The organism is Microbacterium plantarum, assembly GCF_035231185.1.
Classification (GTDB): Bacteria; Actinomycetota; Actinomycetes; order Actinomycetales; family Microbacteriaceae; genus Microbacterium; species Microbacterium plantarum.
This window is the reverse complement of sequence record NZ_CP141117.1, coordinates 271058-297578: the sequence shown is the minus strand read 5'-3', so window position 1 is coordinate 297578 and position 26521 is coordinate 271058. Positions and strand designations below refer to the sequence as shown.

22 protein-coding genes are annotated in these 26521 nt (G+C 71.7%); 7 read left to right on the top strand and 15 right to left on the bottom strand.

Annotated elements, in window-relative coordinates:
• Positions 1 to 43: 43 nt before the first annotated feature.
• The 3 genes from VC184_RS01395 to VC184_RS01385 are packed head-to-tail and all read right to left on the bottom strand — an operon-like array spanning position 44 to position 2648.
• Complete coding sequence (locus tag VC184_RS01395) at positions 44 to 1036, bottom strand: ABC transporter ATP-binding protein (protein WP_323987071.1); 993 nt, start codon at positions 1034 to 1036, stop codon at positions 44 to 46.
• Positions 1033 to 1830 carry an ABC transporter permease gene (locus VC184_RS01390; protein ID WP_023952964.1) on the bottom strand — a complete coding sequence of 266 codons (798 nt, stop codon included), beginning with the start codon at positions 1828 to 1830 and terminating at the stop codon, positions 1033 to 1035. Before VC184_RS01390 ends, VC184_RS01395 begins: the two co-directional genes overlap by 4 nt.
• Entirely contained in the window at positions 1827 to 2648 is an 822-nt protein-coding gene (locus tag VC184_RS01385; RefSeq protein WP_112615945.1) for an ABC transporter permease, read from the bottom strand. Before VC184_RS01385 ends, VC184_RS01390 begins: the two co-directional genes overlap by 4 nt.
• A 206-nt stretch (positions 2649 to 2854) precedes the next feature.
• Here VC184_RS01385 and VC184_RS01380 point away from each other — a divergent pair, with 206 nt between their 5' ends.
• Positions 2855 to 3841, top strand: coding sequence for a LacI family DNA-binding transcriptional regulator (locus VC184_RS01380; RefSeq protein WP_323987070.1), 987 nt, complete (start codon positions 2855 to 2857; stop codon positions 3839 to 3841).
• Between the two features lie 81 nt (positions 3842 to 3922).
• Here the strand turns inward: VC184_RS01380 and pip are convergent, their stop codons facing one another.
• Positions 3923 to 4900: a prolyl aminopeptidase gene (gene pip, locus VC184_RS01375; RefSeq protein ID WP_323987797.1), complete on the bottom strand. Its 978-nt coding sequence runs from the start codon at positions 4898 to 4900 to the stop codon at positions 3923 to 3925.
• A 40-nt stretch (positions 4901 to 4940) separates the two neighbouring features.
• The gene (locus VC184_RS01370; RefSeq protein ID WP_323987069.1) at positions 4941 to 6293 is read right to left on the bottom strand and encodes an MFS transporter; all 1353 of its coding nucleotides are present in this window, start codon (positions 6291 to 6293) and stop codon (positions 4941 to 4943) included.
• Between the two features lie 63 nt (positions 6294 to 6356).
• Between VC184_RS01370 and VC184_RS01365 the strand changes: the two genes are divergently transcribed.
• The 4 genes from VC184_RS01365 (at position 6357) to VC184_RS01350 (ending at position 10235) form a co-directional block, all read left to right on the top strand.
• Positions 6357 to 6947, top strand: coding sequence for a CGNR zinc finger domain-containing protein (locus VC184_RS01365; RefSeq protein WP_282501901.1), 591 nt, complete (start codon positions 6357 to 6359; stop codon positions 6945 to 6947).
• Between the two features lie 64 nt (positions 6948 to 7011).
• Entirely contained in the window at positions 7012 to 8016 is a 1005-nt protein-coding gene (locus VC184_RS01360) for a malate dehydrogenase (RefSeq protein ID WP_323987068.1), read from the top strand.
• 15 nt (positions 8017 to 8031) lie between these two features.
• The gene (locus VC184_RS01355; RefSeq protein ID WP_282501899.1) at positions 8032 to 9732 is read left to right on the top strand and encodes a cation:proton antiporter; all 1701 of its coding nucleotides are present in this window, start codon (positions 8032 to 8034) and stop codon (positions 9730 to 9732) included.
• Between the two features lie 47 nt (positions 9733 to 9779).
• Complete coding sequence (locus VC184_RS01350; RefSeq protein ID WP_023952973.1) at positions 9780 to 10235, top strand: recombinase family protein; 456 nt, start codon at positions 9780 to 9782, stop codon at positions 10233 to 10235.
• A gap of 6 nt (positions 10236 to 10241) precedes the next feature.
• On the opposite strand, the gene VC184_RS01345 is transcribed toward VC184_RS01350, so the two are convergent.
• From VC184_RS01345 to VC184_RS01300, 10 genes are read right to left on the bottom strand one after another with little or no spacing between them, the layout of a single operon-like run.
• Entirely contained in the window at positions 10242 to 11261 is a 1020-nt protein-coding gene (locus VC184_RS01345; RefSeq protein WP_112615933.1) for a LacI family DNA-binding transcriptional regulator, read from the bottom strand.
• Between the two features lie 12 nt (positions 11262 to 11273).
• Positions 11274 to 12116 carry an aldose epimerase family protein gene (locus VC184_RS01340; RefSeq protein WP_323987067.1) on the bottom strand — a complete coding sequence of 281 codons (843 nt, stop codon included), beginning with the start codon at positions 12114 to 12116 and terminating at the stop codon, positions 11274 to 11276.
• Complete coding sequence (locus tag VC184_RS01335; protein ID WP_323987066.1) at positions 12113 to 12718, bottom strand: bifunctional 4-hydroxy-2-oxoglutarate aldolase/2-dehydro-3-deoxy-phosphogluconate aldolase; 606 nt, start codon at positions 12716 to 12718, stop codon at positions 12113 to 12115. Before VC184_RS01335 ends, VC184_RS01340 begins: the two co-directional genes overlap by 4 nt.
• Positions 12715 to 13662 carry a sugar kinase gene (locus VC184_RS01330; RefSeq protein ID WP_323987064.1) on the bottom strand — a complete coding sequence of 316 codons (948 nt, stop codon included), beginning with the start codon at positions 13660 to 13662 and terminating at the stop codon, positions 12715 to 12717. The genes VC184_RS01335 and VC184_RS01330 overlap by 4 nt, the downstream gene beginning before the upstream one ends.
• The gene (locus VC184_RS01325; RefSeq protein ID WP_323987062.1) at positions 13659 to 14951 is read right to left on the bottom strand and encodes an apiosidase-like domain-containing protein; all 1293 of its coding nucleotides are present in this window, start codon (positions 14949 to 14951) and stop codon (positions 13659 to 13661) included. Before VC184_RS01325 ends, VC184_RS01330 begins: the two co-directional genes overlap by 4 nt.
• A gap of 50 nt (positions 14952 to 15001) precedes the next feature.
• Positions 15002 to 16261 carry an enolase C-terminal domain-like protein gene (locus tag VC184_RS01320; RefSeq protein WP_323987061.1) on the bottom strand — a complete coding sequence of 420 codons (1260 nt, stop codon included), beginning with the start codon at positions 16259 to 16261 and terminating at the stop codon, positions 15002 to 15004.
• Positions 16258 to 17139 (bottom strand): NAD-dependent epimerase/dehydratase family protein, encoded by an 882-nt coding sequence (locus tag VC184_RS01315; RefSeq protein ID WP_114588988.1) that lies wholly within the window; start codon positions 17137 to 17139, stop codon positions 16258 to 16260. The genes VC184_RS01320 and VC184_RS01315 overlap by 4 nt, the downstream gene beginning before the upstream one ends.
• Complete coding sequence (locus VC184_RS01310; RefSeq protein WP_112615917.1) at positions 17136 to 18074, bottom strand: carbohydrate ABC transporter permease; 939 nt, start codon at positions 18072 to 18074, stop codon at positions 17136 to 17138. Before VC184_RS01310 ends, VC184_RS01315 begins: the two co-directional genes overlap by 4 nt.
• Positions 18071 to 19018, bottom strand: a complete 948-nt coding sequence (locus VC184_RS01305; RefSeq protein WP_274178171.1) for a carbohydrate ABC transporter permease — start codon at positions 19016 to 19018, stop codon at positions 18071 to 18073. The genes VC184_RS01310 and VC184_RS01305 overlap by 4 nt, the downstream gene beginning before the upstream one ends.
• Positions 19019 to 19068: 50 nt before the next feature.
• Positions 19069 to 20430: an extracellular solute-binding protein gene (locus tag VC184_RS01300; protein WP_274178170.1), complete on the bottom strand. Its 1362-nt coding sequence runs from the start codon at positions 20428 to 20430 to the stop codon at positions 19069 to 19071.
• 232 nt (positions 20431 to 20662) lie between these two features.
• On the opposite strand from VC184_RS01300, the gene VC184_RS01295 reads away from it, so the two are divergent.
• The gene (locus VC184_RS01295; RefSeq protein ID WP_323987060.1) at positions 20663 to 23620 is read left to right on the top strand and encodes a sugar-binding protein; all 2958 of its coding nucleotides are present in this window, start codon (positions 20663 to 20665) and stop codon (positions 23618 to 23620) included.
• Positions 23617 to 26415 carry an alpha-L-rhamnosidase gene (locus tag VC184_RS01290; RefSeq protein WP_323987059.1) on the top strand — a complete coding sequence of 933 codons (2799 nt, stop codon included), beginning with the start codon at positions 23617 to 23619 and terminating at the stop codon, positions 26413 to 26415. The genes VC184_RS01295 and VC184_RS01290 overlap by 4 nt, the downstream gene beginning before the upstream one ends.
• The last annotated feature ends 106 nt before the right edge of the window (positions 26416 to 26521 follow it).

The window sequence follows — 26521 nt, the reverse complement described above, 5'->3', positions numbered from 1 at the left end:
GGGTGCTGGTGCTGGTGCGGGTCGGGCGGGACGGCGGATGCGTTCAGGCGGCGAGGCGGATGAGCCGGGCCGCGGGAGCGGTGACGGTGACCCGGTCGCCCGGGCGTGCAGCGACGGCCTCGTCGCGAACGTCGGCGATGAGACGCACGGCCGCGCCGGTGGCGTCCGCAGTCTCGATCGTCACGAGACGGTCGACCCCGCGGTAGGCGACGTCGAGCACGACTCCGTCGAGCGCGAGCCCGGTGCCGTCGGCGGGGAGTCCGAGAGCGAGATGCTCGGGGCGCACGGTCGTGAACGAACCGTCAGCGGCGGCGAGGAAGTTCTCGTAGCCGAGGAACTCCGCGACGAAACGATTGGCCGGATCGGTGAAGACCTCAGAGGGAGCACCCTCCTGCATGATGCGGCCGTCGCGCATGAGGACCATGCGGTCCGACATCTCGAGCGCCTCGTCCTGATCGTGCGTGACGAGCACGACGGTCAGGCCGGTCTCGGACTGGATGCGGCGGATCTCGGCGCGCATCTGCACGCGCAGGCGCGCGTCGAGGTTCGACAGCGGCTCGTCGAGCAGGAGCAGGGTCGGGCGGATGGCGATGGCGCGCGCGAGAGCCACGCGCTGCTGCTGCCCGCCCGAGAGCTTTTTGGGCCGGCTCGCCGCGAGGTGTCCGAGACCGACGAGATCGAGCGACTCCTCGACGCGGCGGCGGCGCTCCGCTGCCGGGACCTTGCGCAGCTTCAGGCCGTATCCGACGTTCTCGGCCACGCTCATGTGCGGGAACAGGGCGTACGACTGGAACACCATGCCGAGCCCGCGCCGCTCGGGCGGGGTGCGGGTGGCGTCCTCGCCCGCGATCATGATGCGGCCCGAGGTGGGCTGCGTGTAACCCGCGAGCATCCGCAGCGAGGTGGTCTTGCCGCATCCGCTCGGCCCGAGCAGCGTGGTGAGCTGCCCCGACGGGATGGCGAGGTCGATGTCGTCGACGGCGGTGAAGTCGCCGAAGCGCTGGGTCACCCCGACGAACTCTGCTGCGGTGGTCATCGGTTGATCCCTCCGAAGATGCGGGCGAAGCCGACCGTGCGCTCGGCGATGACGGCGATGACGACGGTGCCCGCGAGGATGATGGTGCTCGTGGCCGCGACCATCGGGTCGTAGCTCTGCTGGACGTAGTCGAGCATGGTGACGGGGAGCGTGCGGAAGTCACGGCTCTGCAGCAGCAGCGACAGCGGCACGTTGTTGAACGAGGTGACGAAGCTCAGCAGCCCGGCCGAGAAGATGCCGGGGCGCAGCAGGGGCAGCGTGACCGAGAAGAAGGCGCGCAGCGGCGAGGCGCCGAGGCCGCGCGCCGCCTCTTCGATGCCGGGATCGGCGAGTGCGAGCGACGCCCCGGTGACCCGCACCGCGTAGGGCAGCATCAGCACGGTGTGGCCGATGAGCAGCACCGGGAAGTTGTCGAGGCGCAGGCCGATCATCAGCTGCTGGTAGAGCGCGAGGCCGACGACGAGCTCGGGGACGATGAGCGGCGAGAGGAACAGCCCCTCGACGAGCCCCTTGCCGGGGAGCCGGCCGCGGTGGATCGCCAGCGTCACCGGAACCCCGATGAGCAGCGCGAGCACCGTCGCGATGAGGGCGAGCTGGAGGCTCGACAGCAGCGCGCTGATGAACGGGTCGTAGTTCAGCGCTGCCTCGAACCACTGCAGCGAGAAGCCCTCGGGCGGGAAGCGCAGGGTGCGTCCGCCCGTGAACGCCGTGGCCACCACGAAGAGGATCGGCACGATCATGATGATGTAGCCGGCGACGGCGAGGGATGCCGCGACGGGACGACTCGTCTTCACGCGGTGGCCCCCCGTCGTCCGACGACGGCGGACAGGCCCGAGACGGCGAACACGAGGACCGTCATGATGATGGCCGTCGCACTGGCCGCCGCCCAGTCGATCGTCACGCTCGAGTACGAGTAGAGCTGCGTCGACAGCATCCGCTGGCTCGATCCGCCGAGCAGGTAGGGGGTCGTGTAGGCGGTGACGCTGCCCGCGAAGACGAGGGTCGACGCGACGACCATGCCCGGCGCCGAGAGCGGCACGACGATGCCCCAGAAGGTGCGGGTGCGGCTCGCGCCGAGACCGCGCGCGGCGTCGTCCAGTCCGGGGTCGACCTGAGCGACGGCGGAGTAGCAGGAGATGATCGCGAGCGGCAGGAAGAGCTGCGTCAGACCCAGCACGATCGCAAGCTCGGTGTAGAGCAGCTGCGGCGCGCGGTCGACGAGTCCCAGCCCCGTGAGCAGCTGGCCGATCGCGCCGTTCGACCCCAGCAGCACGAGCCAGCCGAAGGTGCGCACGACATTGCTCAGCAGCAGCGGGAAGATCGCGAGGGCGAGCAGCACACCCGACCAGCGCGAGGTCGAGCGGGCGAGCAGGTAGGCGATCGGGAACCCCAGCACGATGCAGATGACGGTCACGATGAGGCCGAGCCCGACCGTGCGCCCGATGATCGCGAGATCGAACGGGTCGGTCAGCATCCGGCCGAGGCGTTCGAGGATGTCGACCAGGCTGACACCGGGAGGGGCGAACAGCATCGCGATCGACGGGATGAGGAACCCCGCCAGCAGGAGCGCGAGCCCGGGGAGGGCCAGCAGTCCGGTGCGGCGTGAAACCACGAGCGAACTCCGTTCGTGCGAGGGGGTGCGGGTGCAACCGGTTGCGCAACCGGTTGCTCCTACCGTAGAGCCCGCGCGGGGAGGCGCGCGACCATTCGTGTTAACACCGTGTAAAACCGGCGTTCATCGGCGGCGCAACCGGTTGCTCCCGCTCAGTAGGATGAGCGGACCGTCGCGCCATGCGGCGGCGGGACGAAGGGGGCGCGGTGACGACACTCGCCGATGTCGCCGCGCATGCGGGTGTGTCGAAGTCGACGGCATCCCGGGCGCTCAGCCGCCCCGACCTCGTCGCCCCCGAGACGGTCGCGCGCGTGCGCGCCGCGGCCGAGACGCTCGGCTTCATCCCGAACCGCGCCGCCAGCCACCTCGCTCGCGGGCGCAGCGGCATCGTCGCCCTCGTCGTGCCGACGCTCGACAACGCCTTCTTCACGCCGATCATCGCGGGGGCTCAGGAGCGCGCCCGCGAGTCCGACCTGCAGCTCACGGTCGCCGTGCACCGGCTCGACGACGTCGACGGGCTCGACGAGCTCGAGCGCCTCGCCCGGCAGGTCGACGGCTGCATTCTCGTCGCACCGCGTGGCCCCGACGACATCGTCCGTGCCGCCGGCGCCTTCGGGCCGACGGTCCTCGTCGACCGTGAGATCGACGGCATGACCTCGATCGTGGCCGACACCGCGAGCGCGTTCGCCGAGCTCGCGACGCGCCTGGCCGACGCGGGCCACCGCGGAATCGTGTACCTCGGAGGTCCGGAGGGATCATGGCAGGACCGGCAGCGCTCGGCCGCGATCGAGGCCGCCGTCGGCGAGCGCGTCGAGCTGACCGCGCTCGGTCCCTTTCCGGCGACGTTCGCGGCGGGTGTCGCGACCGCCGACGCGGTCATCGACTCGGGCGCGACGGCGGCTGTGCCTTACGCGACATCCATCGGGCTCGGTCTCGTCTTCGCCCTCCGCGCTCGCGGCGTCGCCTCGCCCGGAGAGATCGTCGTCAGTGCGGAACGCCTGGTGGCCGAGGCGATCGGAGCCGACGACGTGCCCGCGATCGACGTCGACGGTGACGAGCTGGGCCGCGAAGCGATGGCCGCGCTCCTCCCGATGCTCGTCGCCCCTGGGTCCGGCCCGACCCGCCGTCGCCTCGACGTGTCGGTGCACTGGCCCGCGGCTCGACCCGCCGAGACCGCACTCTCCCCGCGATAACGCACCATCCGCGGTGCGCTCTCGCGGCGACGGTGCGTTCTCGGCGCCGGCGCGGCACCGGCGCGCGCGGCGCGGCGCGCGTCAGCGGGCGAAGCGGTCGGTCGCGGCGACGAGGGCCGCGGCGATGCCGGGCTCACCGGCCGAGTGGCCGGCGTCGTCGACCATGACGAACTCGGCCTCGGGCCAGGCCCGGTGCAGGTCCCATGCGGTCATCGGGGGCGTGCACGCGTCGTAGCGGCCCTGAACGATGACACCCGGGATGCCGCGGAGGCGGCCCGACGCGGCATCCTCGATCAGCTGCCCTTCACGCAGCCATCCGCCGTTGAGGAAGTAGTGGTTCTCGATCCGCGCGAACGCGGTCGCCGACTCCGCCTCCGTCATCCCGGCCACCAGCTCCGGGTCGGGACGGAGGGTCACGGTCGAGGCCTCCCAGCGCGTCCAGGCCTGGGCGGCGGGAACGTGCACCGCCGGATCGGGGTCGGTCAGCAGCCGGTGGTACGCCTCGATCAGTCGGCTCCGCTCGATGACCGGAACCGGGGCGAGGTAGTCCTCCCACAGGTCGGGGAACAGCGCTGCCGCCCCGCCCTCGTAGAACCACTCGAGCTCGTGGCGCCGCAGCGTGAAGATCCCGCGCAGCACCAGCTCCGAGACGACATCCGGGTGCGACTGCGCGTAGGCGAGTGCGAGCGTCGAGCCCCACGAGCCGCCGAAGACCTGCCATCGGTCGATGCCGAGGTTGCGCCGCAGCAGTTCGATGTCGGCGACGAGGTGCCACGTGGTGTTGTAGCGGAGGTCGGCGGCCGGATCGCTCGCGTGCGGCGTCGACTTCCCGCAGCCGCGCTGGTCGAACAGGATGATCCGGTAGGCCTCGGGGTCGAAGAAGCGGCGGTGCCAGGGCGAGGTTCCGCCGCCGGGGCCGCCGTGCAGGAACACGACCGGCTTGCCCGCGGGATTGCCCGACTGCTCCCAATAGACGCGCTGGCCGTCGCCGGCGAGCAGGAAGCCCGTCTCGTAGGGCTCGATCTCGGGATACAGGATGCCGGCCAGGGCGGCCGACACGCTCACCGTGCGGCTCCGCGGTCGCGTTCGTTCATGCGCTTTACCGTACCTGCGGCGCGTCGCCCATCACGTCGCCGCACGGAGACGAGCCGGGATGCGCCGCCTCGGGCCCTCCGTCCGAAACGCCGCTCGCGTCGACCAGCTCGCGGGGATCGCGGATCGAGCGCAGCGGCGACAGCACGACCCAGACGACCGTCAGCATGACGCCCGCACCCGCGATGGCCATCCCGGCCCGGGTGCCCACCAGCTCACCGAGCCCGCCGCCGATCGCCGCGCCGATCGCGACCACCCCGTACGAGACCCAGCGCATCGTCGCGTTCACGCGCCCGAGGACCTCGTCCGGCGTCCGCAGCTGACGCAACGTCACGGCGACGACACTCGACAGCGACGTGCCGGCTCCGTTCAGCGCGAACGCCGCGGCCAGCACCGCCACCAGCACCGTGGGCGACCAGGATGCGGGCACGAGCGGCAGCATCGACAGCGCGATGCTCTCCGCGACTGCGCATGCGATCAAGACCGACCCCGCCCCGAAGCGGCGCACCGCTGCCGGGGCACTCGCCGCGGCCGCCACGGCACCGACGGCACCGAGCCCGAAGATCAACCCGAGCTGCCCCGCATCCAGCCCGAGCTCGCGGACGGCGTGCACCGTGAACAGCACCGTGATCGCCTGAGCGAACAGGTTGTAGATGGCGGCGAATGCGACGAGGGCGATCAGGAAGCGATCTCGCCGCACGAAACGCAAGCCCTCGCGCAACTCCGACAGCGCACCGCGGCCGCTGGGGACGGGGCGGTGTTCCCGGGTGGAGATGCTCGTCAGGGCGAGTGCCGAGACGAGGTACGTGGCCGCGGGAGCGATGAGGGCCCAGGCGGCGGTCAGCGTCTGGACGAGCAGCCCCGCCATCCCGGGGCCGCCGATCTGAGCTACGGCGGCCGTCGCCTGCAGGCGACCGTTCGCGCGCTCGAGGTGAGACCGGCCCGCGACGGTGGGCAGATAGGACTGGTAGCTCACGTCGAACGCCACGGTGAAGGCGCCCAAGAGCAGGACAAGCCCGACGAGAGCGGGCAACGTCAGCACCCCGGTGACGGCGAGGCCGACGATCACGACCGTCAGGAAAGCTCGGGCGAGGTCCGCGACGATCAGGATGCGGCGGCGACGGGACCGATCGACGAGCACGCCGAGCGGCAGCGCGAGGAGCAGGAACGGCATCCATTTCGCCGCGCCCAGCAGCCCCACCTCGCCGGCGCTCGCCCCGAGCACCACGACGGCGAGCAGCGGGAGAGCGAGGTCGCCGACCTGCGCTCCGACAGAGGAGGCCCCCTGCGCGACCCAGAGACGGCGGAAGTCCGCGCCGAGACCGTCCGCGGAGTGTCTAATGGGTGCTCTGGCTTTCATGCGTTACACACTCTCAGCCCTGAACTAATGGCACAAGCTGACGACGAGCGTTAGCATTCATTCGTGGCGCAGTCCGACGCAGCGGCGTTCCCCCGGGTCGCGGGGCACCCCGCTCTCGATCTGGTCGACACGGTGCACTGGCGGCTCGACCCGCAACGCGCGATCGACACCCTCCGCGACTTCGACGACGTCGTGTCGTGGTGCCACCAGATGGATGTCGGCGCCGCGACGGGCGCCGCGAGAAGCGCACTGCCCCGGGCCGAATCGGACGTGGCGGCCCGGGAGCACCGCGCGGTCGTCGCGCTTCGCGAGGCGGTCTACGAAGCGGTGTTCCAGCATTCCTCGGCAGCAGCCGATCTCATCGCCCGCGAGCACGTCGACGCCCTCGCCCGCTCGTCGCTGAGCTTCGACGAGCCCGCCTCAGCGTGGGTGTGGGTGCCGCCCGCTGATCTCTCCGGACCGCGCGCGGCGGTGGCCATGAGCGCCCACGACCTGCTGACATCCGATCTCACCACCGCACGGCAGTGCGCCGACGACGCCTGCGGGTGGGTCTACCTCGACCGCTCACCTCGACGCAATCGGATCTGGTGCACCGCCGCCGGGTGCGGCAACCGCAACCGTGTGGCCCGGCACCAGGCGAAGCAGAAGGGCTGACCGCGAGGTCGATTCTCCGGTCCGGCACCCCGTGCGGCCGCGACGGCAGGAATAGGCTCGGCACATGGACGCCACCACCGTCACCGTCACCGGCGCGGCCGGCCAGATCGGCTACGCCCTGCTGTTCCGCATCGCCTCCGGCGAGATGCTCGGCCTCGACCGGCCCGTGAATCTCCGCCTCCTCGAGATCCCCGACGGGGTCCGAGCCGCGGAGGGAACGGCGCTCGAGCTGCAGGACTGCGCGTTCCCGCTGCTGCGCTCGGTCGAGGTCACGGATGACGCGCGCACGGGGTTCGCGGGTGCCAACATCGCGATGCTCGTGGGTGCCCGGCCCCGATCGGCCGGCATGGAGCGCGGCGACCTGCTCGCCGCCAACGCGGGCATCTTCGGCCCGCAGGGCGCGGCCATCGCGGCATCCGCGGCATCCGACGTCCGCGTGCTGGTCGTGGGCAATCCCGCCAACACGAACGCGCTGATCGCGGCGTCGGCGGCCGAAGGCGTACCCGCCGAGCGCTTCAGCGCCATGACCCGCCTCGATCACGAGCGCGCCGTCGCTCAGCTCGCCGCGCGGCTCGAGGTGCCCGTGAACGACATCGAGGGCGTGGTCATCTGGGGCAACCACTCCGCGACGCAGTTCCCCGACATCGCCTCCGCGACCGTCGCCGGGCGCCCCGTGGCCGACGCCCTCGCCGACCGGCTGGGCGGAACGGATGCCGCACGGGCCTGGCTCGACGACGAGTTCGTGCCTCGCGTCGCGAAGCGCGGCGCCGAGATCATCGCGGTGCGCGGGGCGTCATCTGCCGCATCGGCCGCCAACGCGGCACTGCGGCACGTGCGAGACGACGTGCTCGGCACCGACGGCCGGCGCACCTCGGCCGCCGTCGTCTCGCGCGGCGAGTACGGCGTGCCCGAGGGCCTGGTGTGCTCCTTCCCCGTCACGAGCGACGGCTCGGGTTATCGCGTCGTAACGGGGCTCGAGCTCGACGAACGCGGCCGAAACCGGCTCGACGCATCGGTCGCCGAGCTCATCGACGAGCGCGACGCCGTCCGGGCCCTCGGCATCCTCTGACGGGCACCCGGACGCGTGGAACTGCTGCCCGGACTCATCCTCGGTGTCGTCGCGATCGCCGTCTCGACCTCGCTGTCGAAACGTCTCGGTGTCGCGGGGCCGCTGATCCTCGTCGCGGTCGGACTGGCCGCGTCGTGGCTGCCGATCCTCGACGACTTCGAGGTCGACCCCGAGCTGATCCTCGTCGGCGTGCTGCCTCCCCTGCTCTATGCGGCGGCGGTGCGTCTGCCCGCGGTCGAGTTCCGGCGCGATCTGCCGTCGATCTCGGGGCTCGCCGTCGCGCTCGTCGTCATCAGCGCGCTCGCGATCGGCGGCTTCCTCACCCTCGTTCTGCCCCAGCTCGGGTTTCCGCTGGCGGTGGCGCTCGGGGCGGTGCTGAGCCCGAGCGACGCCGTCGCGACCTCGATCGTCAAGCGGCTCGGCATATCCCCGCGGGTCGTGACGATCCTCGAGGGTGAGAGCCTCATCAACGACGCCACCGCCCTCGTTCTGCTGCGCAGCGCGATCGCGGCGGTCGCCGGCGGGTTCGCATTCGCCGACACGGTCGGAACCTTCGTCTGGGGAATCGTCGCCGCCGTGATCGTGGGGGTCGTCGTCGGCGGACTGAACCTGCGCGTCCGGGCGCGCATGAACACGGTCGCCGCCACCGCCCTCGGATTCATCGTCCCGTTCGTGGCGTACCTGCCGACCGAGCACCTCGGCGGCTCGGGGCTCGTCGCCGCCGTCGCGGCGGGCATCACCACGGGTCAAGGTGCCGCACGACGCTTCACCGCCGAGCAGCGAGTCTCCGACGAGATCAACTGGCGCACGGTCGAGCTCGTCCTCGAGGGCGGGGTTTTCCTCGTGATGGGGCTCGAGCTGCGCGGCATCCTCGACGACAACTTCCGGCAGCAGAGCGGCCCCGGAAAGGCGATCCTGCTCGCCCTCGGCTCGCTCGCGATCCTGCTCGCCATCCGCGCCGTCTACGTCGCGGGGCTCATCTTCTTCCAGGGGCGTCGTGCACGCCTGCGCCAGCGCGACCGCCTCGAGCAGATCTCGGAGCGCCTCGACAGCCTGCCGCCTGATTTCGCCGGGCGCGGCCGCAATCCCGGGGCCACGCGCCGGCGTCTGGAGAGCATGCGCACCCGGGTGACCCGGGCGTTCAACGACCTCGACTACTACGAGGCGTCGCCGCTGGGCTGGAAGCACGGCACGATCATCGTGTGGGCCGGGATGCGAGGGGTCGTCACCCTCGCCGCGGCGCAGACCCTTCCCCGTGAGACCCCGGAGCGCGAGCTCCTCATCCTCACCGCGTTCCTGGTCGCCGTCATCAGCTTGCTCCTTCAGGGCCTCACGCTGCCGGCTCTGGTGCGGGCGCTTCGTATCCCGAGCAGCACCGCCGACAGCTCGCTGCTGCGCGAGGAGGAGGAAGCGCTCGACGCCGAGCTGCGCACCGCGGCGATCGACCGGCTGGCCGACCCGACACTCGCCGTCGAAGAAGGCGGCAAGTGGGACGCCCGGACGCTGACGATCGCGCGCCGCCGGCTGGAGCACGCGGCAGACGAGGACGCCGGCGCCCTCGCCCGCGAGCTGCAGCTGCTGCTCATCGGTGCGATGCGCGCGCGACTGCTCGAGCTGTCGAGCGAGGGCGCGTTCTCGTCCGAGGTGCTGCGCGAGTCGCAACGCCGGCTCGACTCGCAGCAGGTGAGCCTCGAGATGCGCCAGAACGACCTCTGACGCGAACTCGTGGTGAAAACCGTTCTCGCGTCGGCGACAATGAGAGGGTGAGCACCCCGACCGACGACGACCGGACCACGCGCCCGGCGGCGGACTACGCCGAGACGCGTACGATCGCGCTGCCCGACTCCCCCGTCGACGAGCTGCCCGACAGCTTCGCGGCCCTGCAGCCGAGCCCGGAGTGGTGGGCAGCCCGCCCTGCCGGCGCTCGCCTCGTCGGTCTGGTCGTCTCGCGCGACGACATGCCGAGCATCGTGGCGCAGCGCGACGCCCTGGCCCAGTTCGGCGTTCCGATCGAGGGCTTCCGGCATCCCGCCCCCGAGACCGGAGAAAGCTGGCAGGAGCGCCTGTCGCGACTGTTCGGCCATCTGACGGCGGGCGATGTCGTCGTGGTCTCGGACGTGCACGCGCTCGGCCGCGACGCCGACGAGGAGACCCGGACGATCGCCGAGCTGCGCCGACGTTCCGTGATCGTGAAGGTGCTCGGCTCGCGCCAGGCCTGAGGCCGGTCAGGCAGTCAGCGACGCCGTCGACTCGCCCGCCACGAGGTCGCCGGCGATCCGGTGCAGGCCCGGCTCGTACGGCTGTCCGTCGATGACGTCGGCCAGGTGAGCGGCCGCCCGGGCGCCCAGGTCGGCGAGGCGGAAGTCGATCGTGGTCAGGCTCTCGTCGTCTTGGCCCGTGAGGCCCGAGATGTTGTCCATCCCGGTGATGGCGACATCCTCCGGCACGCGGACACCGGCCTCGGCGAGCGCAGCGATCACCGCGCGGGCGATCGTGTCGTTGCCGCAGCAGACGGCGTCGAACCTCTCGCCCGACGCGATCAGCCGCTCGGCGGCCTCGCGACCCCAGCCCCGTGACCAATCGCCGCGCAGCACGAGCTCGGGCGCGAGGTCGGCGCCGGCGGCCGCGAGGGCCGCGGCGAGGCCGTCCGCGCGCTCGCGCGCTGAATGGTCGTCGGCAGAGGCCGTGATGTGCGCTATGCGCCGACGACCGGAGGCGATGAGATGCTCGCCGGCGCGCTTCCCGGCGGCGTAGCCGTCGTGGACGAACGATGCGTCGGCGGCGTCGTCGGAGATGCCGTAGACGTAGACCACCGGCGCGGGGAACCCCGCGGTGACGGAGCGGATCTCCGACCCGGAGCCGTCGCCGACGACGAGCAGCCCGTCGATGCTGCGGGCGCGGAGCTTGCGGACCGTGGCCGCCAGCACCGTGCGGTCGAGGTGCGAGTCGGTCACGAGGACCGACAGGTCACGCGTGCCGAGGGTCGTCGTGGCACCGGTGAGAACGGGCATCGTGAAGGCGCCCGGGGCGTTCATGGTGAGCACGCCCACGGTGGCGCTGCGCCCCTGGACGAGGAACTGGCCCAGCGCGTTGGGCTGGAAGTCGAGCCGCTCGGCAGCCTCGAAGATGCGCTCGCGCGTGGCATCCGACGCCTTGCCCTGGCCCCGCAGGACCTTCGACACGGTCGACACCGAGACGCCGGCGACAGCCGCAACGTCACGGAGGGAAATCGCTTTTCTCGCCATCTCGCTTCGAGTCTATGACGTCGCCCCCGGTGCCACATCGCCCGATCGGTCGACACGTAGCGAGACGACGGATTCCCGGCTCTCCCCGGGCTCGAGCTTCAGCGAGCCGAGCGCGTCGAGAGGTGTGCCGTACGGGTCGGCGGCCGGCTCGAGCCCGACGGCATCCATCGCACCCCACCACGGGAAGCCGGCGCTCCCCCGCTGTTCCTGCCACACGTAGAGTCGCGGCATCAGGCCCGCGTCCCAGGTCAGCGCGACCTCGACCCCGGCCTCGGGCGCGGTGATCGTCACGTCGCCCGCGGGCGCGGCGAGGTCGGTGAAGGATGCCGCGGGTGCCGGGTCGAGCGGCACGACGCGGTCGCCCGTGCGCACGGTAGAGGCCGGACCGAACAGTTCGCCGGCGAACGCCGGGTGCTCGGCCCATCCGTAGCTCACCGGCTCACTGCCCACGTTCCGTACCGCGGTCTCGATCACGAGCATGTTCGCGCGCACCGACATCCACCGGTCGATCGCGAGCGGGACGGTGCGAAGGACGACCGACGCGCGGCAGGCGTTGCGGCTGCCGGTCAGGCGCCACGTGCGCCAGGCCGCTTCGCCGTGAAACGGCTGGGGCGGAGACGCCGTTGCCGGGCTGTCGCCCGCCCGCGGCAGCAGCAGATGCCACCCGCCACGGTAGGCGCGATGCCACTGCGCGCTCGAGTCGGCCATGACGAAGGCGTCGACGGGGTCGTCGGCCCACGGCGTCGACGCGAGCAGCTCACGCTCGGTGGGCAGGTGGCGCAGCGACGAGATGCGAGCCCCGTCTGCCTCGACGACCGCGACGAGGTCGTCCGACCCGATCCGGAACCGGGTCACGACGTCCGCCGGAGCGACCCGACGAGCCTGCGCACGCGGTCGACGGGCTCGCGGAAGAGCCCGCCGCCGATCCCGACGGCGATCGCGCCCGCGGCGATCCAGTCGGCGGCGTCGTCGACGCCGATGCCGCCGGTCGGCATGATCGCGACGTCGGGCAGCACGTCTCGAACCGCGCGCAGGTGCCCGAGACCGCCGCTCGCGGCGGGGAAGAGCTTCGCCATGCCGCTCGTTGCGGCAGCGGCGCGGAGCTCCGTCGGGGTAAATCCGCCCGCGATGAATGCTGCTTCTCCGGCCGCCGCGCGTACGGCATCCTCGACGATCGTCGGCGACACCAGGAAGCGTGCCCCGGCATCCCGCGCCGCCTCAGCCTGGGCCACCGTCGTGACGGTTCCCGCACCCAGCAGGATGCGATCGAATGCGGTGTCACCGGCGATCTCCGCCAGCACGCGCTCCCACCCCGGGGTGGTCGTCGTGATCTCGAGCACCGGCAGCTCGGCGTCGACGGCGAAGTCGATCTGCCGACGCAGTTCCGCCTCCGACGGCGCCCGCAGCACGGCGACGACGGCGGCGGCGCGGAGCGCGGCGCGCACGTCCGCGGTCATCGTCCCACCTCCGCGAGCTCGCGCCGGGCCGCTTCGAAGGCGTCGAGCTCGGCACGCCGCGGAAAGCCGTCGTGATCGCCGGGATCGGCCACGACCCGGGCCGCGCACCACGCGGCGATGGGCAACGCGACATCGACGGTGTCGCCGCGCAGCGTGCACGAGATCCACGCGGCGGCGAACGCGTCGCCTGCGCCGACGGGGTGCGTCGGCTCGGCGACGACGGAGGCCGGGGTGAAACGCCGACCGTCGGCGTCTCCGGCCAGCGCGCCGCGACCGCCGAGCTTGACCACGACGACGCGGGGGCCCCGGCGAGCGAGATCGTCGACGGCGGCTTCCGTCGAGGTGGTGCCGGTGAGGATGCGTGCCTCGTCCTCGTTGCAGAAGAACGTGTCGACGACGTCGATCCAGTCCTCGACGACCGCTCGGAGCTCGTCCTCCGACATCAGCTGGGGCCGGTGGTTGGCATCGAGCGAGATGGGGATGCCGCGCATCGACGCCTCGTGCAGGACGTTCTCGAACAGCCCCTTCGGGCCGGCACCGAGGGCCGGCGTGATGCACGTCGCGTGCAGCCAGTCGGCTCCGTCGAGCGCCGCTGCCGGAAGATCATCCGAGCGCAGCCGGCTCGCGGCGCTCGTGGCGCGGTAGTGCTCGGAGCGGATGTCGCCGTCGTCGAGGCGATGCTTGACGATCAGCCCTGTCTGCTCCCCCGGCGCCGCCACGACGAGATGATCGTCGATGCCCTCGACCCGGAGTGTCTCGCGCACGAGCCCGGCAAAAGCGTCGTCGCCGAGCCGCGAGGCCCACGCGACGTCGTGCCCGAGCCGCGCGAGCCCGACCGCGGTGTTCAGCTCGGCACCCGCGACCGTCGCCCGGGTCAGAGTTCCCGTCTCGTCGACGGTCGCGGTGGCGAGCGCCTCGCCGAACGTCACGATCCGGGCGCTCATCGTTCGCCGCCGCTGCGAGCGGGGCGCAGCACGAACAGCGCGTCGCCGGTGAACTCGGGCTGCTCGAGCCGGATGCCGCCGTCCACCGCGGTCCATCGCGCGGCATCGGGTCGCCGTGCCGCCAGGTCGTGGACGGTGACCTCCAGGCCGGCAGCCTCGACGTCGCCGAGAACGAGGGTGAGCGCGAAGGGGGTGGGCGCGTAAACGGCGATCGTGCCGTCGGGAGCGCGCCCGGTGACGGCCCCGGAGGGCTCGGCGACGAGCAGATCGGGAGCCGCATCGAGTCCCCACAGCCGTTCCGCGTCGACGACCCGGCGGAGGTACGCGACATCGTCGGCGCCGGGGAACGCCGCGGCGACCGAGAAGGGGAAGGGCGCCCCGTGCACGTCTTCGGCTGAGAATCCCTCGCCGCGACGATGCCACGGCCAGACGCCGTGCGCGCCGTACCCCAGGCCTGCGGCAGCGCCCGAGACGACGCCGGTCCAGCTGGCGCGACGGACGTCGGCGGCCGAGTGCCGCGCGGCGCCGCGGAAACGCCCGAGTCCCTCGTAGCAGGGCTCGAGGTTGATGATCGGTCGAGCGACATCGAGCGCGCGGTAGTAGTGGGTCAGGTCGGCAGGCAGCGTGTCCCAGGCCTCGTTGTGTCCCGACTGCAGCGCATGGAAGTCGACGAGTTCGCTGTCGGCCAGCGGCTGCGGCATCCTCGCGGTCGGAGTGTCGTGCCACGTGACCAGCTGGCCGGGTGCGACCTCGCGCAGCAGCGCCGCCACCGAGCTGTACCGCTCGAGTGCGACGTCGTCGTCGAGGTCGTCGTCGCCCGACACGATCCAGATCGGATCGAAGCGGCGGAACCTCGCGACCGTTTCGCGCACGTAGGTCTCGGTCTGGTCCGCGCTGAGCACGTGCTCGGGCGTGAGGCGGGAGCCCCACGTACCCGGGACGAAGTTGTTCCACAGGAGCACGAGCATCGGCGTGAAGCCGCGCTCGCGAGCCTGCTCGAGCAGCCGCTCGGCCTCGGTCCAGTAGTCCGGATCACCGGCGCCGAAATCGACGGCACCGTCGCGCAGCGCGTACGGCGACCGGGTGCCCGTCGATCGGTCGTGCTCGATGGGCAGGACGCTGATCAGCAGGGCGTTGAAGCCCTGACGCCGGCGGAGTTCGAGATGGTCGAGCCATTCGTTCTCGGTGGGCCCGCCGAAGGCCGCCCAGACGGTGTCGGCCAGGAGGAACGTCGGTTCGCCGCCATGCAGCAGCCAGCGCCCCGAGGGCGCGATCGACCAGGTGGTCATGGATCTCTTTCGGGTTCGGGTTCGGGTTCGGAGGTTCGAGAAGCGGACGCTCAGGGCGCGATGAGGGCGCCGTCGGGCGCGCGGACCCCTGCGGCCCAGGCGTCGTGCCCGGAGAGACCGGCGGGGAAGCGGGCGGCGGCGGCCTCGTCCATCTCGATCCCCCAGCCGGGGGCGTCGTTGGGCGTCAGCCAGCCGTCGACGATGTCGATCATGCCGGGGAAGACCTCATGGGTCTCGTCGTTGTAGACGTGACCCTCCTGGATGCCGAAAGCCGGCGAGGTCACATCGAGCGCGACCGCCGCGGCCACGGCGAACGGCGAGGCGTCGCCGGGCGAATGCCAGGCCGTGCGCACACCCTCGATGTCGGCGAGGACCGCGAGCCGGCGCGCGGCGCTGACGCCCCCGATATCCGAGAGGTGGCTGCGGATGTAGTCGACGTGATGCTCGCGGATGAGGCGGGCGGCGTCGGTGAAGGATGTCGCGAGCTCGCCGACCGCGATCGGCACGGGTGACGCGGCCCGCACCTCGGCCAGGCGGTGCCAGTGCTCGGGTGCGAGCACGTCCTCGAGGAAGAAGGGCCGGTACGGCTCGAGCGAACGGGCGAGGGCGATCGCGGTCGCGGGGGTCAGTCGCGAGTGGACGTCGTGCAGCAGCTCTACGCCGTCGCCGAGCGCCTCGCGCACGTGGGCGAACAGCTGCGGCGTGCGGACGAGATAGTCCTCGACCCGCCAGCCCGCGGGGTTCTTCGCCCACGCGAAGGAGCCCGCGACGGGCGGCGCGCCGTAATGTCCGACGCCCTGCTGGCCGGTCTGGATGCGCACGTGACGCTGGCCGGCGGAGATGAGTTCGCGCGCGTGCGCCGTGGTCTCGTCGAGATCGGCGCCCTCGGCGTGCAGATAGGTGTCGGCCGCGGCACGCACCCGCCCGCCGAACAGCTCGTACACCGGCATCCCGGCGCGCTTGCCGGCGATGTCCCACAGCGCCATGTCGATGCCCGAGAGCGCGTTGTTGCCGACCGGTCCCTCGCGCCAGTAGCCGGTGAACCGCACCAGACGCAGCAGGTCTTCGATGTCGCCGGGGTATCGACCGACGAGCAGCGGGCGCAGGTGGTCGAGGAAGGCGACGACGGCCTGCCAGCGCTGCGTGAAGGTCGCGCAGCCGTATCCCCACAGTCCGTCCTGGTCGGTGTCGATGCGGACGACGACCAGCGGAATGCCCTCGGGCGCCGTCACGATCGCCCGCACGTCCGTGATGCGGACGTTCTCGCGCGGCATCCAGGGCTGATCGAAGGTCGTGGGCTCTGTCGTCATCGGTCGCTCCTCACGAGTGCCGGGTAGGGGGTGGCGGTGCCATCGTGGATCGACTCTCGGGGCTCGAAGCCGAGCACCGTCCGCGCCGTCGTCAGGTCGACGAGCGCGTCGTGCCCGGCGAGGTGCGCCGGCGGCTCGACCGCAGGCGCGTAGCGGCGCAGGAGCTCGGCCGTCGGCACGTCGAGGAGGGTGTCGCGGGCACTGAGCGGCACCACTTCGGCGCCGGCGACATCCGCCCAGAGCGCCCGCTCCACCGCGCGCACGGCGTCGGTCATGGTCAGGTACGCCCAGCCCTCGCGGGCCATCCGCACGGGATCCGCGCGGACCTCGTCGGCGACGTCGCGCAGGACGTGCGGCCATTTCACCAACGGGAACCGCAGCGCGACGACGTCGATGCCGTACCGCCGGTGGGCGTACCGGGCCGTCGCCTCGTCGGCCAGCTTCGACAGCGAGTAGGCGTCGGCGATGTCGGGCGGCGTCCCGGCGTCGAGCGGGAACGCCGGCGGGAACGTGTCGTGCGGATTGTTCGGGTAGCCGATGGCGTTGATGCTGCTGGCGATGACCGCCCGGTGCACACCCGCCTCGGCGGCGCGCGTGAGCACGTTGAACGTCGCCGAGGTGTTGACGCGGAAGATGTCGTACGGGGTGCCAAGGCTCGGATGCGGGATGGCGGCGAAGTGCGCGACCGCGTCGGCGTCGCGCATCGCTTCCTCGACGTCGGCCCGCGAGGTCGCGTCGCCCGTGATCTGCCGGTCCGCGGGGTGTTCTCCGCCGAATGCGAGGGACAGCGCAGTGACCTGGTGGCCGCTCGCGACGAGATGGTCGCTGACCGCACGACCGATCTCGCCGTCGGCGCCGGTGACGAGGATGCGGCTCATCCCTTCACCCCGCCCGCCATGCTCGCGCCGCGCAGGAACTGGCGCTGGAAGATGAGGAACAGCGCCACGGGGATGATCAGCGAGAGGAACAGGGCCGCCATCTGCACGCTCAGCTCGGTCTGGTCGGCAAGGCGAGGCAGCGCCACCGACACCGGCTGCTTGTCGGGGTCGGGCAGCACGAGGAGGGGCCACAGGTAGTCCTTCCACGACGCCACGACCGTCAGCAGGCCCACGACCCCGAGGATCGGTCGCGACAGCGGAAGCACGATGCTCCAGAGGATGCGGAGCGGGCCGGCGCCGTCGATGCGGGCCGCCTCGTAGAGGTCGGCGGGGATCGCCTCGAGGAACCGGGCGATGATGAGCACGTTGAACGCCGCTGCGCCCGCGGGCAGCCACACGGCCCACCAGGTGTTGATCAGCGAGACGCCCAGCACCGGCAGCTCGCGCACCGTCAGGTACAGCGGCACGAGCGAGACGATCGACGGGATGAACAGCGTGGCGAGGATGGCTCCGGAGAGCAGCTTGCCCCACCGCGGCCGGAGCACCGTGATGACGAAGGCCGCCGTCGTCGAGACGACGAGGGTCACGACGACCGATCCCGCCGCGAGGATCGCCGTGTTGGTGAGGTAGTGGCCGATGCGGCCCCGCTCCCACGCGATCGCGAGGTTCTCCCACTGCACGGTCCCGCTGGCGAAGAACGAGAACGGGCCGCGGATGAGGTCCTGCGTCGGCGAGACCGCGGCGAGCGCGAGCCAGATGAGCGGGCCGAGTCCGGCGATCAGCAGACCAGCCAGCACCACGACCTGTCCGATGCCGAGCCACACGCGCACCGAGGGTCGCTGGCGGTCGCTGTCGGAGATGTTGGTGCGTGTGAGCGGATCGGGTGCGACGTCGCGACGCCGGGCGAGCCGCCGGGTGGGAAGAAGGGCGCTCATGCTCGGCTCCAGCGTCGGGTCAGTCGGAAGTAGAGGAGCGACAGCAGGCCGAGCGATGCGGCGAGCAGCACGCTCAGCGCGGTCGCGGCGCCGTAGTCGACGCGCACGAAGGCGTAGTCGTAGATGGTCATGAGCAGCGTCTTGGTGGCTCCCTGCGGCCCGCCGCCGGTGAAGAGGAACGGCTCGGTGAAGATCTGCATCGTGCCGATGATCTGCAGCAGCAGCATCGTCGCGATGATGCCGCGCATCTGCGGCAGGGTCACGTGCCAGACGCGACGCCAGATGCCAGCGCCGTCGAGCTCGGCGGCCTCGTAGAGCTCGGAGGGGATGCTCGTGAGGGCCGCGATGTAGATGATGATCGCCGTGCCGGCGCCGGCCCACGTCGTCTCGAGGACGATCGAGGGCATGGCGGTCGCCGTCGAGTTCAGCCAGGGCAGCGGCCCGATGCCGACCCAGCCGAGCACGGTGTTGAAGAGACCGTCGGCGTCGGGGGCGTAGAAGAACTTCCACAGCAGGATCGCGACCACCGGCGGCACCATGACCGGCAGGTAGGCGAGCGCACTGAAGTACCAGCTGCGCGAACGCATCTCGGAGATGAAGACGGCGAGGGCCAGCGGCACCGGGAATCCGAACAGCACGGCGAGGACCGTGTAGTAGATCGTGTTCAGGGTCGCCTGCGGCAGCCCGGGGTCGGAGAGGACGTACGCGAAGTTCTCCCACCCGACGAAGCTGCTCTCGCCGCCGATGACGACGCGCTGCACGCTCATGGCGAGCGAGCTGACGATCGGTCCCCACGAGAAGTACAGGAAGACGAGGATCGCGGGCGCCGCGATGGCGAGCGCCGTCAGGCTGGGACGCCAACGGCGGCGCCGCCGCGGCGGGGCGGGCTCGGGGGATGCGGACGCGGATGTCGTCGTCCCGGTCCGCGGTCTCACGTCGGTCATGGGGTCCTCCGGTCGGGGGCGGGCCGAGGTCGTCGGCCCGCCCCGTCGGGTCAGCGGCTCAGGCGGGACTGGACGTCGCTCTGAGCGGTGGAGAGAAGAGCGGGGATGTCGGCGCCCTTGTCGGTGAGCACCGTCTGGACGACGGTGTCGAGCGCGCCGTAGACCTCCTGCGCGTTGTTCACGGGCTCGGGCACGATCGGGATGTCGGCCGAGGCCTCGAGGTAGGGCGTGAAGTTCTCACTCGGAACGTTGATGTAGTCGGCGATCCAGGTGAAGTACTCGGAGTACTGATCGGCGTTGACGACCGGCAGTCCGGGCAGGCCCGTTACCGAGCCGGCCTCGTTCGAGGCGCGCGCGTCGTCGACGGCGGTGTCCTCGTCGAGGAAGCGCTGGAGGTAGAAGAACTCCACCCACTTCACGGCGGCGGCCTTCTCGGCGTCGCTCGCGTTCGGGTTGACGATCTGCACCGTGCCACCGCTCAGCGTGCCCTGCGTGCCGCTGGACTGCGGCATCCCGCCGATGCCGAACTGCTCGGCGGGCAGCTTCAGGTTCTGGACGACGTTGTAGTACGAGTCGCTCGCACCGAGGATCATGCCGATCTTGCCGGCGGCGAAGTCCTGCCCCTGTGACTGGACGTCGTAGAGGGTGTTCTCCGGGAGTGTGCCGTCCTCCCAGCGCATCGTCTGCAGCAGATCGAGCGCGTCGGTCGACGGGGTGTCGTCGAAGGTCGCCTTCGAGCCGTCCTCGTTCTCGACCGTCCCGCCGAACGAGTAGGTCATGCCGGTGAACTGCCACCCGCCGGTGTTCGCGGTCGTCAGCACGGAGAAGCCGGCGGCGTCGGTCGCGTCGCTGATCTTCTTCGCCGCCTCGCGGACCTCGTCCCAGGTCTTTGGCGGGTTCTCGGGGTCGAGACCCGCCTGGGCGAAGAGATCGCGGTTGTAGACGAGTCCGAACGAGTACGCGTTCGTCGGGATCGCGAAGACACGGTCTTCGCTGTTCTTCGTGAGCGCGAGGATGGTCGGGTTCAGCGCGTCGAGCAGGCCCTCGCTCTCGAGCGCGTCGGTGATGTCGGCTGCCTGGTTGCGCTTGATGAGCCCCTGCGGCTCGGTGAGCGGGACGCTCATGACATCGGGCAGGCTGCCGCCGGCGGCGAGCGCCTGGAACGTCGAGGCGTCGTAGCCCGTCTCGACGGGCTGCAGGTCGATGTCGGGGTTCGCCTTCTCGAACGCGGCGACGCGCTCGTCGAAGTAGGCGCGGTCCTCCGGCCGGTCGGCGGTCGGGCGGTCGCCGATCTCGATCGTGACGGTGCCGTCGGCGGGCGCCGATGCGTCGCTGCTGCAGCCCGCGAGGGCGGCGACGGACAGGCCTCCGACCGCGATTGCGGCCGCGACGGAACGGAAACGTTTCGTCATTGAAACTCCTAGGTGTGAGTGGCAAGCAGGAAAAACGATTGCTCTCCGATGTCTAGCACCTCTCGGCCCGACACGTCAAAACAAAAGTGTTTGAGCGTGTCGAGGCGCCGGAGATCCGGGATTCGTCTCGGCGCGCGTGTTGACAGACGACGCGCCTGGCGGCCAGACTGCCCGCTGGACAAACGATTTTCCTTCCGTCCACCATCCGCGAACACTCGATGAGGAGCACCGCGTGCCGAAGCATCCGTCCCCCCGTCCCGTCCCGCGGCTCGTCGCCGCCTCCGCCGCGCTTGCCCTCGCAGCCACAGCCAGCGTTGCGCTCGCCGCGCCGGCATCCGCAGACGCACCTGCGCTCTCGATCGAACCCGACGCGTGGGGCAACCTGTTCCACGCCGGCGACACGGTGTCGTTCCGGTACGACACGACGGCCCCGACGGTCGCGTGGCGCGTGGTCGACGGCTGGGGCCAGGTCGTCGACGACGGTACGGAACCGGCCGATGGCGCGCTGACGCCCGACGTCACCGAACGCGGCTGGTACCGCCTCGAGGTGACCGCGACCGGTGACGACGTGGCAGACGCCGCGACGACGTTCGCGATCCTCCCCGACGTGGATGCCGCCGCTTCGGCGACCGGCCGGTTCGGTGCCGCCACGCACTACGGGCAGTCCTGGGATCCGGCGTCGATGCAGGCGCTGACCACGGGCGGCTTCGCCCAGCTGCGCGACGAGGTCTATTGGAGCGAGGTCGAGACGCAGCCGGGCGTCTACGACTGGTCGCGGGCCCGGGCGGAGTTCCTCGACCCCGCCCGCGAACAGGGGATCCGGCCGCTGCTGCTGGCCGGCTACGGAAACCCCCTGTACGACGCGGGCAACGGCCCCGTCAGCCCCGACGCGGTGGCCGCGTACGCCGACTATGCCGCGGCGATGGCCGCGGAGTTCGGCGACATGTCCACCGGCATCGAGGTGTGGAACGAGTGGGATCTCGGGCTCGGTGGCAACACCAACGTCTCGCCCGAGAACTATGTCGCCCTGCTCTCCGCCGCGGCACCCGCGATCAAGACGGTCAGTCCCGATCTGCCGGTCATCGGCCCCGCGGTGGCCAACCTCAACACCGACTGGCTCGAGCGGACGTTCCAGCTCGGCGCGCTCGATCACCTCGACGGCATCGTCCTGCACCCCTACAGCTACCCCGTCGGTGCCGACGCGCTCGACGACACGCTGACGCGCATCGACGCCCTGGTGCGGCGCTACAACGGCGGCGAGTCGAAGCCGCTGTGGATCACCGAGCACGGCTGGCCGACCGGCACCAACGCGCGGGCGGTGCCCGAGCGCCAGCAGGCGGCCGACATCGCGAAGTCGGCCGTGATCGCGGCAGCCCATGACGCCGCCCGGTACTACGTGTACGACCTCGTCAACGATGGCGTCGACGACGCCGAGACGGAGGAGAACTTCGGCCTGCTGCACCACCCCGACGACGAGCTGGGGGCCTTCACCCCCAAGCCCTCGTTCACCGCCTACTCCGTGGCGGCCGACGCCCTCGCGACGGCGACGTTCGCCGAGCGCGACGAACCGCTGCCGGGACTACGCCGGGTGCGATTCGACACCGCCGACGGACCGCTCCACGTCCTGTGGTCGGATGCCCCGCAGACGGTGGCACTCGAGGTAGCCGGGTCCGCCGAGCTGACGACGATGTACGGTGCCGCTGAAACCGTCACCGGCGGTGCCGGCGCCCCGGTGCTGGCGTCGACCGGCACGGAACCGCTGTACGTCCGCGGTGAGGTCACGTCCATCGCGCAGACCGATGCCGGACTGACGCTCGACCCGGGTGTCGTCGGAGCCCCGGTCACGGGCTCGTGGACCGTGCAGGGCCGGGCGGATGCCGCGTCGTCGTGGCGTCTCGTCCTGCCCGACGGGTCCGAGGCGGCCCAGACGACCGCTCCCGGCGAGACCGCGACCACGACGGCCTCGTTCCCGGCTCCCGCGACCGCGGGGACGTACGAGACGAGCGCACGCGTCTACGAGGGCGACCGCTACGCCGGCACGCTGCGCGCCGCCACGTCGGCGAGCGAAGCCGTGACGCTCCAGGCGGCGCAGGCCTTCACCGAAGAGGGGGCCTCGGTGCTCCGCATCCGTGTCGCGAACGCTTCGGCCGCGCCCCGCGCGCTCGACTCGCTGTCGTACACGCTGGCCGACGACGGCGGACAGCCGGACGCGCCGGCGACGATCGAGCCGGAGGCGGATGTCGTCATCGACGTCCCTCTCGATACGCTCGCGGGGCCCGCGCCCTTCACCGCGACGGCGGTCGTCGACGGGGTGACGCTGACCGCTTCGGGGCGCGTCGCGCCCGTCGAGCAGACGTCCGTCCTGCCGGCCGCTCATCGCACGATCACCGTCGACGGCACGCTCGACGACCTCGACGGCGTCACGCCGATCGCCTTCTCCGCCAACCCGGAAGCCGACGACGAGGCCGACCAGTCCGCTGTCGCCTGGCTCACGTGGGACGAGGAGTACCTGTACTTCTCGGCCGATGTCACGGACGACGTGCACGACCAGGCGGCGCAGGGCGCGAACATCTGGCAGGGCGATTCGATCCAGTTCACCGTCGCGGGCGGTGCCCCGGGGGCCGCGACCACCTGGCATGAGTTCGGCATGGCGCTCACGACCGCCGGCCCGCAGCTGTACCGCTGGCTCTCCGTAGATGCGGGCGCCGGCCCCGTCCCGGGAGCCCCGGTGGCCATCTCGCGCGATGACGACACCGGCCGCACGGTGTACGAGACGGCGATCCCGTGGAGCCTGTTGCGGGGCGTCGACAGGGCGACGTCACTCCTCAGCAGCGCCGCGATCGTCAACGAGGCGGACGGCACCGGGCGCGCCGGATTCCTCTCCTGGGGCGGCGGCATCGCGGGCGAGAAGGACTCGGGCGAGTTCACCGCCGTTCGGCTGCTCGCGCCGGCGCCGGTCGTCGAACCACCTGTCGAACCGACGCAGCCCGCGACGCCGGGCGACGGGGGTTCGGCGGCACCCGGCACCCCGTCCGGCGGCAACGGCACCGCGGCCGGCGGATCCACCGACGCCCGCGCGTTGGCGAGTACGGGCGGCCCATCACCGCTCGCGTGGCTCGCCGCCGCGTCCGCGACCGGAGCCGCCGGCATCGCACTCCTCGTCACGCGCCGCCTGGCCCGCCGGTCGTGACCGTCGCCCGCGAGCCACGCATCGTCGGCCTGCGCGTGGGACGGCGGCGGGATCTGTCCGTCGCCGCCTCACCGCGGCCGCCCGTGTCGTGGCTCGTCGAGGCGCCTGCCGCCTGGGAGGCGACCCGAGCCGAGCTGCGGCTCGACGGTGGGACGACCGTGGCCACGCGCCCCTACGGCATCCTCGAGGACTGGCCGTTCGCACCGCTACGGGCCGGCGCCGCGCACCGGCTCGAGGCCCGCGTCATCGGCGTCGACGGCACGGCGAGCGCCTGGTCGGAGCCCTGCGAGATCCGCGCGGGGTTCTCCTCCGGGACGTGGGCGGCTCCGTTCCTGCACCTCGCCGGCCCCCGCCGTACCGCGCAGCCGTTCCTCGCCCGACGCGAGTTCTCTGTCGCCGAGACGGTCGTCGCCGCCGAACTGCAGGTGGCGGCGCACGGCGTCCACCATGCTCGCCTCAACGGTGTCGAGGTCGACGACGCCGTGCTGAGCCCCGGCTGGACGGCATACCAGCACCGACTCCCCCTGCATCTGACCGATGTCACGGCCCTCGTCCGCGTCGGCGCGACGAACACCCTCGCGGTCGAGGTCGCCGGCGGCTGGTACACCGAGGCGTACGGGTTCGGCGAGACGGCGGAACGCTTCTACGGCGACCAGCCCGCTGTCGCACCCCTTCTCCGCCTGCGGCACCGCGACGGCCACGTCGAGGAGATCCGCCCCGATGACCGATGGCGACTCTCCGGTGATGGCGAACTCGTCTCGAGTGGGCTCTACGCCGGTGACGAGATCGACCTCCGCCGGCGGCCGCGCGGGTGGGAAGCCGCCGGCTTCGACGATGCGGCGTGGGAGACGCCGGCCCTGTCCGAACCCGGTCGGCAGCCGGAAGCCATCGACGTCGAGCCGGTGCGGCACATCCGGTCTCTGCCCGTCGCAGCCATGCCCGCGAGCGATGACCCCGAGCGCGTCCTGCTGGACTTCGGCCAGAACCTCGTCGGGCGCGTGCGGTTCCGCGTCTCGGGCCCGACCGGTACCCGCATCGTTCTGCGCCATGCGGAGGCGCTCGAGGGCGGACGGCTGAGCACCCGGCCGCTGCGGGCTGCCGCCGCCACCGACACGTTCATCCTCGACGGCGCCGCCGACACCGTCTGCGAGCCGCGCTTTACCTTCCACGGGTTCCGCTACGTCGAAGTCACCGGCTACCCGGGTGAGCTCGACCCGGCGGATTTCACCGCCGTCGTGCTGCACACCGACCTGAAGCGAACAGGGTGGTTCTCGTGCTCCGATGAGCGCCTCACGCGCCTGCACGAGAACATCGTGTGGAGCTTCGCCGGCAACGCCCTCGCACTGCCCACCGACTGCCCGCAGCGCGACGAGCGGCTCGGCTGGACGGGCGATGCCCAGGTGTTCGCCCCGACGGCGGCGTCCCTCTTCGACGCGGACGCGTTCTTCGCGTCCTGGCTGGAAGACGTCGCGGCCGAGCAGCGCGCGCGGGGCGGCCGCGTGCCGACGGTGGTGCCGCAGACGCTCGGGCGTCTCGGCGAGACGATGGCCGCCGGCTGGGGCGACGCCGTCACCGTCATCCCCACCGTTCTGCACGAGCGGTTCGGCGATCAGCGGGTGCTCGAGCGGATGACGGACGCGATGCGAGCGTGGGTCGATGCCGTGGCGGATGCGGCAGGACCCGAACGACTGTGGGAGCGCGGGTTCCAGTACGGCGACTGGCTCGATCCGACCTCGGCCCGGCCCGATAAGGCCAAGACCGACCCGGGGCTCGTCGCCACGGCCTACTTCGCCCGCTCGGCTCGGCTGACCGCAGACGCGCTCGCCCGCTTCGCCGACGCGTCCGCGGCCGGTCGCTACGCCGCTCTCGCTGCCGAGGTGCGCGATGCGTTCGTCGCGTCGTACGTCACCCCGCGGGGCCGCCTCGCCTCCGACGCCCCGACCGCTTACGCCCTCGCCCTCGAGTTCGACCTGCTCCCGGTCTCGTTGCGTCCCGCCGCGGCAGAGCGGCTCGCCTTCCTCCTGCGCGCCGGCGGGTACCGCATGGCGACGGGGTTCCTCGGGACGCCGCTCGTCCTCGACGCACTGCTGTCGAACGGACAGGAGTGGGCGGCCGAACGATTGCTGCTGCAGACCATGTGCCCGTCCTGGCTCTATCCCCTGTCGCAGGGAGCGACGACGGTGTGGGAACGCTGGGACGCCGTCCGCCCCGACGGCTCACTGCACCCCTCTGGCATGACCTCGCTCAACCATTACGCGCTCGGTTCCGTCGGCGATGTGCTGCACCGTCGCGTCGGCGGGCTCGCGTGCGCGGAACCCGGTTGGGCGCAGGTACGGATCCAGCCATGGTTCGTCTCTGCTCTCGAGCACGCCGACGTCGCGCACGACACCCCCCGGGGACGCGCCTCGGTGTCGTGGGAGCGGGATGCCGACATCCGAGGGCAGATCCGCGTTCGGGCGCAGGTTCCGCACGGGGTGACGGCGATCGTCGACCTCGGCGACCGCGCGCCGTTCCCGGTGGGCGCCGGAACCCATACGTGGGACGCGACCACGCCGGTCCGCACCCTCGCCCCGATCGGTGTCGACTCCGACCTCGCCCTGATCGCCGACACCCCGGACGCCTGCGCCGTCGTATCCCGATCGATCGCTGGACACTCCCCCGAAATGGCAGCGGAGTTCGACGCCTACATCCGATGGGTCCCGGGCAGCCGTCTGCGCGACGAGCTCGCCGCCGTCTCGGCGCCCGACACGCTCGTCACCTGCATCGATGGAGCGCTCGCAGCGCTCACGGATTGAGCTGCGGCATCCGCCCCGCCCCGCCGCCCGGTGTCAAGACCCTGGCACCCGGCCGGGCGATCTCTACCGTGGGGCCTGGCCGAGCCGTCCCGGGGCACGGCCGCCG